This is a genomic window from Bacillus sp. YKCMOAS1 (assembly GCF_030268125.1).
Taxonomy (GTDB): Bacteria; Bacillota; Bacilli; order Bacillales; family Bacillaceae; genus Bacillus; species Bacillus safensis.
The window spans coordinates 84272-98518 of the sequence record NZ_BSEI01000005.1 but is presented as its reverse complement, the minus strand read 5'-3'; the positions used below and the strand labels follow the sequence as shown (position 1 = coordinate 98518).

Annotated in this window: 13 protein-coding genes; 8 read left to right on the top strand and 5 right to left on the bottom strand. The window is 40.4% G+C overall.

Annotated features, from left to right (window positions below; translation table 11 throughout):
- Positions 1-193 precede the first annotated feature (193 nt).
- Positions 194-550 (bottom strand): YlbF/YmcA family competence regulator, encoded by a 357-nt coding sequence (locus tag QSJ46_RS15420; protein ID WP_024425750.1) that lies wholly within the window; start codon positions 548-550, stop codon positions 194-196.
- Between the two features lie 121 nt (positions 551-671).
- A complete protein-coding gene (locus QSJ46_RS15415; RefSeq protein ID WP_212040215.1) occupies positions 672-1805 on the bottom strand; it encodes a DUF445 domain-containing protein in 1134 nt (377 codons plus the stop codon).
- Positions 1806-2020: 215 nt separating this feature from the next.
- Between QSJ46_RS15415 and QSJ46_RS15410 the strand changes: the two genes are divergently transcribed.
- From QSJ46_RS15410 to QSJ46_RS15380, 7 genes are all read left to right on the top strand, one after another.
- Entirely contained in the window at positions 2021-3133 is a 1113-nt protein-coding gene (locus QSJ46_RS15410) for a YheC/YheD family protein (RefSeq protein ID WP_285604961.1), read from the top strand.
- Positions 3090-4448 (top strand): YheC/YheD family endospore coat-associated protein, encoded by a 1359-nt coding sequence (locus QSJ46_RS15405; RefSeq protein ID WP_285604960.1) that lies wholly within the window; start codon positions 3090-3092, stop codon positions 4446-4448. Before QSJ46_RS15410 ends, QSJ46_RS15405 begins: the two co-directional genes overlap by 44 nt.
- A 152-nt stretch (positions 4449-4600) precedes the next feature.
- Positions 4601-4810 carry a YheE family protein gene (locus QSJ46_RS15400; RefSeq protein WP_003211787.1) on the top strand — a complete coding sequence of 70 codons (210 nt, stop codon included), beginning with the start codon at positions 4601-4603 and terminating at the stop codon, positions 4808-4810.
- A 20-nt stretch (positions 4811-4830) separates the two neighbouring features.
- Complete coding sequence (locus QSJ46_RS15395) at positions 4831-5706, top strand: helix-turn-helix domain-containing protein (RefSeq protein ID WP_107163817.1); 876 nt, start codon at positions 4831-4833, stop codon at positions 5704-5706.
- Positions 5707-5851: 145 nt separating this feature from the next.
- Complete coding sequence (locus QSJ46_RS15390) at positions 5852-6958, top strand: ABC transporter ATP-binding protein (protein ID WP_047202891.1); 1107 nt, start codon at positions 5852-5854, stop codon at positions 6956-6958.
- Positions 6959-7194: 236 nt separating this feature from the next.
- Complete coding sequence (locus QSJ46_RS15385) at positions 7195-7398, top strand: alpha/beta-type small acid-soluble spore protein (protein WP_039177528.1); 204 nt, start codon at positions 7195-7197, stop codon at positions 7396-7398.
- 285 nt (positions 7399-7683) lie between these two features.
- Positions 7684-8301, top strand: a complete 618-nt coding sequence (locus QSJ46_RS15380) for an NAD(P)-dependent oxidoreductase (protein ID WP_047202890.1) — start codon at positions 7684-7686, stop codon at positions 8299-8301.
- A 117-nt stretch (positions 8302-8418) separates the two neighbouring features.
- Here QSJ46_RS15380 and QSJ46_RS15375 read toward each other — a convergent pair whose 3' ends face one another.
- On the bottom strand, positions 8419-10434 hold the full coding sequence (locus QSJ46_RS15375) for an ABC transporter ATP-binding protein (protein ID WP_047202889.1): 2016 nt from the start codon (positions 10432-10434) through the stop codon (positions 8419-8421).
- A complete protein-coding gene (gene bmrC / locus QSJ46_RS15370) occupies positions 10431-12188 on the bottom strand; it encodes a multidrug ABC transporter ATP-binding protein BmrC (protein WP_285604959.1) in 1758 nt (585 codons plus the stop codon). Before bmrC ends, QSJ46_RS15375 begins: the two co-directional genes overlap by 4 nt.
- Before the next feature lie 556 nt (positions 12189-12744).
- Between bmrC and QSJ46_RS15365 the strand changes: the two genes are divergently transcribed.
- The gene (locus QSJ46_RS15365; protein WP_039177520.1) at positions 12745-13251 is read left to right on the top strand and encodes a universal stress protein; all 507 of its coding nucleotides are present in this window, start codon (positions 12745-12747) and stop codon (positions 13249-13251) included.
- A 45-nt stretch (positions 13252-13296) separates the two neighbouring features.
- Here the strand turns inward: QSJ46_RS15365 and dat are convergent, their stop codons facing one another.
- Positions 13297-14154 carry a D-amino-acid transaminase gene (gene dat / locus QSJ46_RS15360; RefSeq protein ID WP_107163815.1) on the bottom strand — a complete coding sequence of 286 codons (858 nt, stop codon included), beginning with the start codon at positions 14152-14154 and terminating at the stop codon, positions 13297-13299.
- Positions 14155-14247 lie beyond the last annotated feature (93 nt).

Here is a 14247-nt window from a genome sequence, read left to right as displayed (position 1 = left end):
CGCTTCTCTCTCGTTTGGCTCACTGCCTTAAATCCCAAGTGAAACGCACCCAATTGTCCCTTGAGAGCGCCTTTTTGAAAGCACTTTCAATATAAGTATTATCGCAGAATTTATGTGCTTCGACAACCTTTTTTTAAAAGATATTGAGGAGAAAAGTTAAAGCAAAAAAGGGCGAATGACATCGCCCTTTCCATTAGTTTTCTTCTGGATTCCCATAAAGCTCTTCAAGTGGCTTCATGATAATTTTATTTAATTCACCGATAAGAACACTCACACGTTGTTCTGCTTCCATCAACTGAGAGATTTTGTCGTGCTGCTGAACAAGCGCAACTGTTTTTTGAGCTTGCTCCACTTCTTCTTGTGTGATCTCTTGACCAGTCATTTGTTTTTGTTGAAGGTTTACTTGAATGTCACGGAAGTTCTCAAACATTCTTTTAGAGGACTCATCCGCATTTACCTCATCATAAAGATTTCTTAAAGTTGAATATTCTTCGCTATGACGCAATGCTTTTTCAAGGTCATATGCAACATCGTAAAGATTTACAGACATGTTATGTCTCCTTTCTATCCGTTATCACCGATATGATCGGCGGACACCACTCCACTATAACAAACTATGGCTTTCGTTTCACATATATACAATGAATTCACTAAAATTTCTCTAGCTTGTCTTAGAATAGCGCCACAAAAACAGCCTGGATAGCACCAATCATCCCGCCTAAAAGACCGCCTAGAAATGTAATCATCTTCAGCTCCTTATTGGAGATGCTGACTACAAGCTCTTCCATTTTTTCAAGCGGGAAAAGTTCAATTTGTTCACGAATGATATCTTCAAATTGCAGCTTAGCAAGCAGACCCTCTAAAGCATTTGAAGCCGCTCCGATCCCCTTATCAATCAACACTGGCGCAAAGTGTGTTTTAAGATCATCCGCGACAGCACTGACATATGTCCCAACAGGTTTGTCTAATATCAGCTTTGTAGAGAAATGAGAAAGCAATTGGTTTTTCACACTAAAAATAAGTTCCTTCACATTCCATTTTTCATCAAGCTCATGAAGAGAAAATTGCTTCACCTTGTCCCATTCTTGAACAAGCAAATCTGATAAAAATCTTTTTGTTTCTGCGTTTCTTAAAAACTTGATGATTTCGGGATGTACACGATCAATTAAGCTTGTATTCCCTAGAAACATTTGGACCATACTGCCAAGCATTCCCCGTTCTTTTAAGAAATCATCAATCATATTGCCGAGCCTTGCTTTGCCTTCATTACTTTCAAAATAATGAATGCCTCTCTTTAAAATATAATCTGCTGCATCTGGAATTTTCGATGATATTTTGTTTTCCACTTCTACAGGGAGCAATTCAGATAAAGTTTGCTGGTTATATGTTTCAAGCAGTGATTTGAGCTTCTGATCAGACCACTGATGGAGCCATTTATCTGCTTTGACATCAGCCTCTGTAACGCCGAACCTTTCTAGCAGGGAGAATACGGTTATCTCCATATTTGCGCCTTTGTCAATATATCGATGGACTGTACGCAGGATCTCCTGCTTTGCCTCGGATGATTCAAATCGCTTTTGAATACCTTCTGGCGTGAGCAAATGCTCCATAACCATGACACCAACCTGCTTGGCTACTTCGTCTCTTCTTTTAGGGATAAGCCCCGGTGTAAATGGAAGCTGTTTTCCGAATAAGTAATATGGTTTATAAGGCCGAAAAAGCATTTTAATTGCAAGATGGTTTGTCGCTGCTCCTATGACTGCGCCGATAACAATCATAAAGATAAACGTTGTGAATATATTCAAAGTCGTCATCTACCTTTCAAACAACACCCGATGTTTATTGTTTTGATCTATACGTATTATAGTTGTTGTCAAGTTCCCAAGCAAATGAAGTATGCAGCGAGACATATGATCAAGCGATCTGTCGTAATGATAAAGGAGCGCAAGTTTTATGTAAAATCATAAAAAAACGTTTTTGTGAATGGTAAAAAAAGAAGTTGAAAAGAAGGTGTTTTTTAATGAAAACATTAGGTATTGTAACCCTTTCTCCGCAGTATGAAGAGACATTTACACGTCAGCTCGCCAAAGCTGCCTCTTCTTATCGTTTAAAGGTTGTTCGTTTTACACCACTTGATTTAAAGCCGGCTTCAAATTTGATACAAGGTCAAACATATATGAATGACCAAGGGTTTGCCGACGCACAGTTTCCGATTCCCGATTTGATTTACGATCGATGTCTTTACCGGCATGACGCACAATCTAAAAAAGCAAAACCCATCATGGAATGGCTAAAAAAGTATCCAAAAACAGATTTTTTGAATACCGGCATTTCAAATAAAATGGTGCTATTTGAGCAGCTCCGTCTCCTCTCTGCTTTACAGCCATATTTACCTGGATGCTCTTTATTAAAAGAGCCCTCAGACCTGATCAATATGGTAAGGGAGTGCGGGGCTGGCGGTTATTATAGAATGCAGCCTCTCTCCCAGCAGCACGCAGCATCTACTTACTTCATTTCCTTTGATGGCAAATCAACATTCACCGTTCAGCTAAGTTCCAATCAAACCATTACATTTTCTCGCGCGTCAGAGATGGAGCGCTGGTGCCAAAAATATGCAGGCCGGTATTTCCTTCAATTTTTCAACACAAGTGATCAAAAAGAACCTTTATTCAATGAAATCAGGATTTTTCTTATGAAAGATTCACAAAATCAATGGAAACGCATGGGGATTCACACAAAATCACCTGCAGAAAATAGTCTTTTAAGTTTTACACAAAAATCAGATCCTGTGATAGGCTTTGAACACTATCTACATACATTGCAGCCACACATCAAGGAGCTCCTTTTAGACGATCTTGCGTCCATTCAGGCATCAATTCCAGCTTATATAGATAAAACCTACTCTCCTTGCTTTGAATTCGCAGTAGACTTGCTTCATACAAGTGAAGGCAGGCTGTTCATATCAAATGTCAGATCAAAGCCAGGACGATCCGCTTTTTTAAAAGCTTACCCTGAAAAGGAACATCAGTTGATTCGTACCATTCTTGAACATGCGCAATCGATGATGTCTCAACCGAAGGAGGTTTCTTATGAACAAAAATCGCTGCATCATCGCCCCACACCTCACAAGTGAAAAAACAATTCATCTTCCCGACCATTATAAACAGAAGGAGGCCATCCATTCTCTTGCCCTAGGGTCTCGTTTAGTCGATGACTTCAACATTTCCTATCATCAGCATCCAAAGAAAATATTATTATCTGAAGATCTATACAGAGATTTACTGATTCCTTACCAATCAAAAGCTGATGTGATCATCATTGACCATACACTTTTTATAGGGCCGTTGATGGGCATTTTCACTGCAGGTTTTGAGCAAAGCACGCAGCCATTAGGAACAAGAACACAACTTTTTATCAAACTGCTGCATTCTTTCAGACAGCATGCTGGTTTTGCCTATCTTTTTGGGTCACATTCTATTGATTGGGAAAAAGGAATTGTAGAAGGATTGTTGTACCAGCAAGGTTCATGGGTTAAAAAACAGCTTCCCCTGCCGTCAGTCATTTATGACCGTCTTCCAAATAGAAAAGCTGCTCAGTCAGCACTCATTCAAGAAACGAAGCGAAAACTCACCCAAGACTATAATATCCCTTGGTTCAATCCTTACTTTTTTAATAAATGGGAGATTCATGAACAGCTATTAACAGATGAAAAAACATGGTCCTTTCTCCCACATTCTGTACAATTAGATCCCATGGACGCTCTAAGTAAAATTGAAACACTTCTCCACCTTCATCAAGTTATATACTTAAAACCGACGAACGGAAGTCATGGAGACGGTATTTATCGGTTAAAAAAGGAAAATCACGGAATCACTGTATGCTCAAATTTTGGAAGGGCTATTCCATATGATTCAATAGATCAGTTTGTTCAAAGGCTGCGAAAAGATCATGCAATTCATGATTTTATTGCACAACAAGGCATTGATCTTCTTCAAATAGACAATCAGCCGATGGATTTCAGAGTTCATACGAATAAAAATAAAGACGGTGATTGGACAGTCACAGCAGCAGCAGCAAAAATTTCTGGAGATCACACCATCACAACTCACCAGTTACACGGCGGAACGGTGAAAACACTTTATGCTGTCTTTCCAGAAGAAAAGAAACGTTTGCAGATTTTACAGCAGCTTTCTCAAACTGCCATCACGCTTAGCCAAGTAATAGATAAAAAAATGACCGGGCATATTGGTGAAATCGGTTTTGACTTAGGCATTGATCAAACAGGCGCAATTTGGATGTTTGAGGCCAATTCTCGCCCTGGCCGAGAGATTTTCCAGCATGTCTCTTTGAAAAAATCAGAATGGCTGATTGGGAAAAGAATCATGGGTTACGCATCTTACCTTTCAGAAACGGCACTCACCACTTCAGATCACGCGAACGTCTACTGACTACATTTTTGCCACATGTTGTGCTCTTAAATTTATGCTTTTTCTATGCTCTTTTCATGAGATGAGATACAATAAAATCAAGTTCAAGGTTGTTTCCGTGTTGTCGTGTTTGTTTATTGTTTCATCAATAAAAGCAAGGAGGCAATGATGATATGATTTCTCATTTTCAATGGAAACCTCTTTTTAAGAAAGCACAATTGCCAGGCTGGAAAATATCCTTTTTCCACAATGGAGCGCACTATGAAGGCATCTACCACAAAACAGGTGACATTGAATGGGGCTCTCAGCTTCCGCCCCATGAAGTTGAACCAACCTTAAAAGAAGAAATCCACGAATTAATGCTATTCCATGTCTATGATTAAACTGTTTAAGGAGCCCCGCCATGTTAGAAAAATTAAAACTTGTTTACGGAGACCATATCATCAGTACACCTACTCATGACAAACAAATTCTTTGGTATCAAACAGACGAAGGCGAAATATTCGGAGTAGACAAATCGGAGCTTACAGCAAGAGAGACACTTCTTCTCAACTCTTTTCTAACACCGATTGATCTATTTCAAAAAGCGCAGACCGAGGGTGAACAAAGATGGTTCAGCTATCTTTTTGAAAACAAACCACTAACTGTCCAACATCCCGTCCGTGTTTATTATTTTCAAATGATCCATCAAGAGGAACAAAGACAGCAAATAAAAGAGGCTGTGAATAACAGCCTCGAACATACTCATTTCATATGGACAGGCCCTGAAACAGCTATGCTGATTCAACCAAACGCTACATCAGAAAATAGTCAATTAAATCAGTTAAACGATTTGTCTCTAGCCATTACAAGTGATTTTTTAACAGACTCAGTCTTTATACAAGGGCAACTGCATTTGCCAAATGACCATTTACAGATGAGATTATTAAATGAACAACAGCTCTTTGTATGCCACATGCAGCGAGAAAAGCTTAGATCAGGGGTCTCCACATTTTATCAATGCCTGCCATCGTTCATTTGTTATGATGCATCCGCCCTCTCTCATGCTATATCAGATGCTTTTAAAGAAGCGGTTGTTGACCGAGATGTTTACCGCACTCTCATGACCTATATGCAATGTAATTTAAACGCATCCAAAGCAGCAAAAGCATTATATGTTCACAGAAACAGTCTTCAATATCGAATTGATAAATTTATTGAGCGCACTGGGCTAGATATACGACATTTTCCAGAAGCATCAGCTGCTTATTTGATGATGACTCTACTTGATCTTTCATAAAGAAAGAACGAAAGATGAGCACCCTGCCCAAAAATGAAAATAGGATGTTGTGCACGTTGTCCATTTACAGACTCTTCCCCATTTTATACACTTTAATCAATAGTAAAGCGCTTTCAAAAAGAGAGACTGGGGAGGCTGACATCAAATGGCTGAAATAATGCTGAATCAAATTTATAAAGTGTACGATAACAAGGTAACAGCAGTAGACAACTTTAATCTACATATAGAAGATAAAGAATTTATTGTGTTTGTTGGTCCATCAGGCTGCGGAAAATCAACAACCCTTCGCATGATTGCAGGTCTAGAAGAAATTTCACAAGGAGACTTTCTGTTAGATGGAAAACGGATGAATGATGTAGCGCCGAAAGACCGGGATATCGCAATGGTTTTCCAAAACTATGCATTATATCCTCATATGAATGTGTACGATAATATGGCTTTTGGATTAAAGCTTCGGAAGTTTCCGAAAGCAGAGATTGATGAGCGGGTTCGAAATGCCGCTAAAATATTGGGACTTGAGCAATATTTAGACAGAAAACCAAAAGCACTGTCTGGCGGTCAAAGACAACGTGTTGCCCTTGGCAGAGCGATTGTACGTGATGCAAAGGTTTTCCTTTTGGATGAGCCGCTTTCTAATTTAGATGCAAAACTCCGTGTTCAGATGCGTGCTGAAATTTCTAAACTTCATCAGCGTCTGCAAACGACATTTATCTATGTGACACATGATCAGACTGAAGCCATGACAATGGCAACCCGCCTTGTTGTGATGAAAGATGGTTTTATTCAGCAGGTTGGAGCACCGAAAGATGTATATGAAAACCCAGAGAATGTGTTTGTAGGTGGATTCATTGGCTCACCAGCGATGAACTTTTTTACAGGAAAGCTCTCTGACGGCGCCATCGCGGTTGGAAAAACACATATTCGTGTACCAGAGGGGAAAATGAAAGTATTACGCAGCCAAGGCTATATTGGAAAAGATGTCATACTAGGCATCAGACCAGAAGATTTTCACGATGAACCAGTATTTATAGAGGCGTCTGAAGGCACAAAAATTAAAGCTAACGTAGAAGTAGCTGAATTAATGGGAGCAGAAACGATGCTTTACTCTTCTATCGATGATCAATCGTTTATTGCACGTGTTGATTCTCGTACCGATGTACAGGCCGGACAGTCTATCCCTCTTGCGATTAATATGAACAAAGCCCATTTCTTTGATTCAGATACAGAGCTGCGCATCCGCTCAGCTGAATAAAAAGATATATAAGCAGCGCCATCACTCATTATTGGGTGATGGTTTTTTGTATGTTCACACAACATTTACCATGTTCTTTTCTCGTATGTTTTTTTAGAAAATAACCATAATACTTAGTACAAAGCAGTTACTGCATTGGGTTTCGCCAAGTGGCAAATGACTTGATCATTTCGCTGGTGCGATTCCAGCAAACCCAACCAAAAAAATAAATCATATACAAAAAGGAGAATCACATCATGGCAAATTCTAATAGTTCAAACCAATTACTAGTTCCTGGAGCAGAGCAAGCAATCGATCAAATGAAATACGAAATTGCTTCTGAATTTGGTGTAAACCTTGGAGCAGAAACTACAGCTCGTGCTAACGGTTCAGTTGGTGGAGAAATCACAAAACGTCTTGTGTCTTACGCTCAACAAAACCTTGGCGGAACAAAAGCTTAATTTCATACCTGGATCATAGAAGGCACCTCTTATGGTGTCTTCTTTTTTTGTTTTTATCCCTCACCAAACTCCTTTCAGCTCATATCATGTAGTAGAAAGGAGCGGATCTTCATGGACATTATTTCTGGTATGAACTTTGAACTTTTACAATTTGTAGGGATCTCTCTATTATGTGAATATGGTCATAGTATTCGGTCCTTTCACCTTTATAAAAAAAGCATCACATAAAAGTTGTACCATTTTGGGTTCTTTTCACTTATAGTATGTAGTGGAGGGATCGAACAGATGAAAATAGCTCTTTTCGGTGCTCATGGACGTGTAGGACAAGCATTTCTTCGTTTCGTTCAAGTAGATGATCGTTACATGGTTCGTTCATTGATTCGGACAAACCGGGAAGAAATGCTTGCGGGTATGTTTCAAGTCACCGGCAATTCAAGAAATCGAGAAGATGTGCTTGAGACAATTAAAGGAGCAGATATTGTTGTGAGCTGTCTATCAACAGATGGTGATGATACATTATCTGTTTCAATGGAGCATATCGTACAAGCCATGAAGCAAACAAATACATCTAGAATTATTACAATTGGTACAGCAGGTATTTTAAAAGCAAGGCAGCAGCCGGAGCTTTACCGTTTTGAAACAAATGAATCAAAGCGGACTACTTCCCGAGCAGCTAAAGAGCATGCGAAAGCGTTTGAAATCCTTCAATCGACTGATCTAGATTGGACCATTATTTGTCCAACCTATTTACCAGATGGAGAAGTGACACGGTCATATCGCTATGAGAAAGATTTTCTCCCTATAGATGGAAAGAAAATTTCAGTTGAAGATACCGCACACTTTTTATATCAGCAGTTAAATTCGAAGGAATTTGTGCATCAACGCGTCGGCATCGCTTATTGATGATGCAGCCTGTCCAAACAATATAACCAGGAAAAGTCGTGGAGTCTGTCCTCGACTTTTTCATGCAAAGGAAAAGAGCCTCATTCAATTTGAAGAGGCTCTTTTTTCTACTATTCATCAACTGTTTGCAACAGCGCCTTTTTGCAGTTCATACATTTGCGCATACAGCCCTTCTTGCTGCATGAGTTGTTCATGACTGCCACGCTCGACGATTTCACCTTTTTCTAACACCAAGATCATATCGGCTTTCTTAATCGTGGATAATCGGTGAGCAATCACAAAAGTCGTTCGTCCTTCTTTGACTACATCAAGCGCCCGCTGAATGATCGCTTCTGTTTCTGTATCAATGTTGGCGGTGGCTTCATCTAAAATTAAAATCGCTGGATCGTACGCTAATGCGCGCGCAAATGAAATCAACTGACGTTCCCCTGAGGAAAGGGTGCTTCCCTTTTCAACGACTGGTTCATCAAAGCCTTTCGGCAGATGCTTCAATAACTCTGCTGCGCCTACTTGCTTTAATGAGGATTCAATGGTTTCTCTTTTGATGTCTTCATTTCCTAAGCTGACATTGGAGGCAATCGTTCCCGAAAATAAATACGGGTCTTGCAGCACAATGCCCATTTGTTTACGCAGCGTTTGACGCGACTGATCATATATGCTTTCGCCATCTATGAGAATGTCTCCTTGCTGAATGTCATAAAAACGCAGCAGCAAGTTCATGATCGAGCTTTTCCCAGAACCAGTATGCCCCACAAGTGCAACCGTTTGACCTTTCTTAGCTTCAAACGTAATATTCTTTAAGACATTTTTCCCTTCATTATAAGCAAAGGTGACATCTTTGAACTGAACGTGTCCCTCCAGCTTCTTCTGAACAGGTTCTTCCACTTCTGTACCGTGTTCATCTAATAATCGGAACACCCTTTCCGATGAAACTCTTGCTAACTCCAACCTAGAGAATTGATTCACAATACCTGTGATCGGCTGAAACAATCGATTTAAATAATCGACAAACGCATAGAGCACACCAATGGACACAATGCCTGTCGCACTTAATGACGCACCGCCAAAATACCAAATGAGCGCCACATATGCTAAATTTCGCAGCAGGTTAACCAAGTTATGTGAAAGAAGTGAATTTAAATGCAGCATTTTTCGCTGATACCGAAAGTGATTGTTGTTCAGCTCATCAAATTCCTCTTTCGTCGCTTTTTCATGACGAAACGCTTGAATAATGGTCATCCCTTGAATGGCTTCATTTAACTTGGCATTGATTTCACTGATGATCGAACGAATTCGGTGATTGTACACGGATGCAAACTTTCTGTAAGTCATCGACCATAGGAATATAATTGGTACTGCGACCAAACAAATGAGTGCCAGCTTCACATTTAATAAAAACATGGCAATGTAAATCCCAATCATGTAAATGGCACTCGTCACAAAATTAGCAAGGACTGTTACATATAGGTCACGAATGGTTTCCGTGTCATTGGTGATCCTCGCGACAACCTTTCCAGCCGGTAAATTATCAAAATATCGGATCGGCAGCGTTTGGATGTGCTCAAAGACGTCTACCCTCATTTTTTGAATAATTCGATTTGCAATCCTCTGGAGCAAATAATGCTGCCCATACTGAAAGAAAATCGCAACGATGAGCAGCCCTAGATAAAATAGAACAAGCTGCACCAAACCACTGATTTCTGGCTGATAAAAAGCAAAAATCTCTTCTTTTGATAAACGCTGTACCTCATAGGTCTCACGCTCGTTCCCATTATCAATGGTGAGCTGATCTCCCGATATCTTTCTGTTTCCATCAAAACGAATCGGCTCATTCACAAAATAGTAACCGAACCCGACTTGCACCACATTGATTTGCTTTCCAGATTCCATTCCATTGTTTAATCGATCGCTTCGTATATAGTTATTTCCCTGGTAATAAACGGTTTTGTCTGTCTTTTCATTGACCTCGACATACGGTTTTTCTACACCTAAAATATGATCATCAATCATTTTCTTCCCAATAAACGGTCCTGTCAGCTCAGCACCAACTGCAATCATTAGAAAGATTAAGGCAACAGACAGTACTTTCTTATATAGGAGTGCGTAGGCAAGGAGTCTTCTTCCTGTTGTCATGCCTCATCCCCTCCTTCCAGCTGATTTGTCAGCTGCTGACGCAAAAATTGTTCTTGGTACCACCCATCCTGCTGGATGAGCTCGTTGTGAGTGCCCTTTTGGACAATGCGTCCTTCTTCCATGACAAGAATGAGATCCGCATGTTCAACAGCTGATAGGCGATGAGTCGTGATAAACGTCGTTTTGCCATGACGGTTTTGTCTTAGATTTTCTAGGATAGCGGTTTCTGTTTTTGCATCTACCGCAGACAATGAATCATCCAGAATTAAAATGTCTGGATCAATTAATAAAGCACGTGCAATGGATATTCGCTGTTTTTGTCCGCCTGACAGCGCAACACCTTTTTCCCCAACCATGGTCTCCAAACCCTCTGGCAGAAGGTGTAGATCCTTTTCAAAGTAAGCATCTTTGATTGCTTGTTCTAACTCATCTTGTTTCGCGTCCCGATGACCAAAGCGCATATTCTGTTCGACACTTTTTGAGAAAAGAATATGATCCTGCGGTACGTATCCGATCCATTGAAATAACTGATCTAATTCAATGTCTTGGATTGGAACACCTGATAGCAATATTTGCCCATCACCTGCCGGGTACTGGCGCAGAAGCTGTTTGACAATGGTCGTTTTGCCGCTTCCCGTTTTGCCTGTAATCCCAATCGTCTGCCCTTTTCGAACGGTAAAAGACACATCAATGAGATTATCTTTAGGTGAAGTTGGATACCTGAATGTCACGTGATCAAACTCAATATCTCCAGGCTCTTGTAATGTTTTCGGCTGAGCAGCGTCTGTTACGTCCGGCTTGTAGCTGAGTGTATGATTCAACCGGTCTAACGACGCATTTCCTCTTTGCATAATATTAATCAATTCGCCGATCGCAAACATTGGCCAGATCATCATGCCAAGATAGACGTTAAATGCAACAAGCTCCCCAATGGTTAAATCACTTTGGAATACGAGATAGGCTCCGTAGCCGATTCCGATTAAGTAGCTGATTCCTACAAGTAATTTCACTGTCGGTTCAAATAAGGAATCAATGATTGCCACTCGCATGTTTTTTTGGAATACATCATCTGTCATTTCGCGAAAGCGTTCGACATCTTGTTTCTCCTGTACAAAAGACCGAATGACTCGAACGCCTGCCACTGATTCAAGAACACGATCGTTCATATCACCAAATGCATCCTGAGCGACAGTAAAGCGCTCATGGATTTTGCTGCCATAAAACGCAATCAAGAGCGCCATCAGCGGCATAGGGATAATCGCCATTAAGGTTAATTTCCAGCTAATTGTCAGACCCATCGTAAAGAAGATCATCAGCATATAAGCAGTGGAATCAACCAAGGTCAGAACGCCAAAACCTGTCGTTAAGGCCACAGCATTCAAATCGTTTGTTCCTAATGCCATTAAGTTACCGGTTTTTTTCTTTTCATAAAAGGTCGGTGTCATCTTCAGTAAGTGGCGCATCAGTTTCCCGCGCATCACACGCTCCATGACATTTGCGCCGCCAAATAACTGATACATCCAAAAATATGTAAGTGTATAGACGACGACACCTAGTAAGCAAAAAATGGTCACATAAAACAAAATACTGGATGTTGTAAATTGACCAGAACGAATGTCATCCACTGCCTGGCCAAGGTATCTTGGCGGAAGCATTTCAAGCACATTCACAATGAGCAGAAGCGTAATAGCGATTGTATAACGCCTCCACTCTTGTTTAAAGAACCAGCCTAATTTCGCAAATACTGAAAACATGTTTGTCTCTCCTTTTCAAGCTAGCCGCTTTCTAAATTTTCCTGCAAGTCACCTTGTTTCGTTTTTTGGGCTTTTATCATTTGTCTTGATTTTGGCATGTTCACATGCTTTCACTCCTCTTCATTTAATTGGTGTTTTCCATCTCTTTATTTCGGATTGCTAAATGAATACAACAAAAAAAGAGGCCACCAGCTGGCTGGTACGCCTCTTTTCGTCATGTAAAAAGGCGCATGTTGACAAATACGCAACATACGCCTTGATTCATCCGATCAATTGGAACATACGAGTTCCTTTTCAATGACCAATGAAGGTGTAATTGTCACGTGAATCAACCCATTCATGCAATTTGATTTCATTCTTCCAATGTTGCACATGACATTTCCTCCTTTTGGCTCTTGAATCTTTTTTTATCTTATAGTGGCTGTCACCATTTTGTCAATAAATATTTTTCAATAAATGAAATTTTCTAACAAAAATCAATCTCCCTTATGTGTATCTTTTTCTAATAACGGGTATACCATGAGTGTAAAGACTCCTTTTGAAAGGAATGAGGACATTGTTTCAAGCTGATCGGATGGTCGTTGCATTTGATGGACATGAAGACAGTAAGAAAGCATTAAAAAAGGCAATCGCTTTAGCCAAAACCTTGCATGCCAAGCTGACCGTTGCCTATGCCCATGATGGCAAAACAGGCAGACAGGTGTTTGATGCACCGCGCCCAATGACTGGCGGGGCTTATATCGGCGGCGGCATGGCAGATCTTCAAACACCCCCTGTGTATGTGCCTCATGATGAACAGCAAAGTCCCTTGATTTTTGAAGACCATACAGAAGAGGTCGTCGCAGAAGCAAGAATGCTTTTAAATGAGGAGCAGTTTGAGGCTGCCATTGAAATTGTGGAGGGAGAACCAGCAGAAGCGATTATCGAATATGCTGAGGAAATTTCAGCAGACCTCATCGTCATGGGAGCACGTGACCAAAGCAGATTGAAAAAAATGCTATTTGGCAGTGTGAGTGAAAAGTTATCAGCAAAATCAGATATACCTGTGCTTATTGTGAAATAAATGCATCACAAAAGGCTGTAAACTAATGTTTACAGCCTTTTTTATTTATGAAGAGATCGATGCTTCACTTTCATGTTTAATTTTTTGCTGGAAGCCTTCCTGTACGCGCTTTGTCAGCTCGCCTGGAACACCTTTCCCTACTGGCTCGCCATCTATTTCAACAATCGGAATGACTTCAGCCGTCGTCGAGCTGATGAAGATTTCCTGCGCGCGCAGCAGTTCTTCTTTGCTTATTCGATTTTCTTCAACAGTACATCCTTCTGCCTCACATACCTCCAGCAGCTTTCTACGGGTAATGCCGTTTAAAATGAGATTGTTTGCAGGGTGAGTGCGAATCACGCCATCAATCACGGCATATACATTCGAGGAGGTTCCCTCGGTCACAAAGCCGTCTCTTATCAGGATTGCTTCAAACGCACCAGCTTCAGATGCTTTCTGCTTTTCCATGATGTTATATAAAAGGTTTAAGCTTTTGATATCACATCTTAACCAGCGAAGATCCTCAGATAATATGGCCTTTGCACCAGCTTTCTGCTCTTGAACAGGCTTTTTCACCTGGAACGTATATGCCGTGATTTGAGGAGTGAGAGAATCGCTATATTGATGTTTACGAGGGGCGACTCCCCGCGTGACTTGAATATATACACCGCCATCTGTTAATTGATTGTGAGCGACGAGCTGTTTTAACTTTTCTTCCATATCAGATACTGTACCTTGCAGATGAATACCAATTTCCTTTGCACTCTTGAACAGACGCTCTGTATGCTCCTTTAACGTAAACAAAGTACCATTGTATACTCGGATGACCTCATAGACTCCGTCACCAAATTGATAGCCTCTGTCCTCAATATCAACATGTGCATCCTTTTTTTCAATGAAATCTCCATTGTACAATACTTTCATATGGAATCTCCCCTTCGCTTTGCAATAATGGTTGAATCTGATGCTATCTTAGCGGATAAATGAGTACGTTTCAATGATTATTCAGAATTATTT

What these genes read in the sequence shown, in the direction of transcription:
- QSJ46_RS15410 (WP_285604961.1), top strand. Translation starts at nt 2,021, where the DNA reads ATGAAAACATTAGGTATTGTAACCCTTTCTCCGCAGTATGAAGAGACA.
- QSJ46_RS15380 (WP_047202890.1), top strand. Translation starts at nt 7,684, where the DNA reads ATGAAAATAGCTCTTTTCGGTGCTCATGGACGTGTAGGACAAGCATTT.
- QSJ46_RS15375 (WP_047202889.1), bottom strand. Translation starts at nt 10,434, where the DNA reads ATGACAACAGGAAGAAGACTCCTTGCCTACGCACTCCTATATAAGAAA.
- QSJ46_RS15400 (WP_003211787.1), top strand. Translation starts at nt 4,601, where the DNA reads ATGATTTCTCATTTTCAATGGAAACCTCTTTTTAAGAAAGCACAATTG.
- dat (WP_107163815.1), bottom strand. Translation starts at nt 14,154, where the DNA reads ATGAAAGTATTGTACAATGGAGATTTCATTGAAAAAAAGGATGCACAT.
- QSJ46_RS15405 (WP_285604960.1), top strand. Translation starts at nt 3,090, where the DNA reads ATGAACAAAAATCGCTGCATCATCGCCCCACACCTCACAAGTGAAAAA.
- bmrC (WP_285604959.1), bottom strand. Translation starts at nt 12,188, where the DNA reads ATGTTTTCAGTATTTGCGAAATTAGGCTGGTTCTTTAAACAAGAGTGG.
- QSJ46_RS15390 (WP_047202891.1), top strand. Translation starts at nt 5,852, where the DNA reads ATGGCTGAAATAATGCTGAATCAAATTTATAAAGTGTACGATAACAAG.
- QSJ46_RS15420 (WP_024425750.1), bottom strand. Translation starts at nt 550, where the DNA reads ATGTCTGTAAATCTTTACGATGTTGCATATGACCTTGAAAAAGCATTG.
- QSJ46_RS15385 (WP_039177528.1), top strand. Translation starts at nt 7,195, where the DNA reads ATGGCAAATTCTAATAGTTCAAACCAATTACTAGTTCCTGGAGCAGAG.
- QSJ46_RS15395 (WP_107163817.1), top strand. Translation starts at nt 4,831, where the DNA reads ATGTTAGAAAAATTAAAACTTGTTTACGGAGACCATATCATCAGTACA.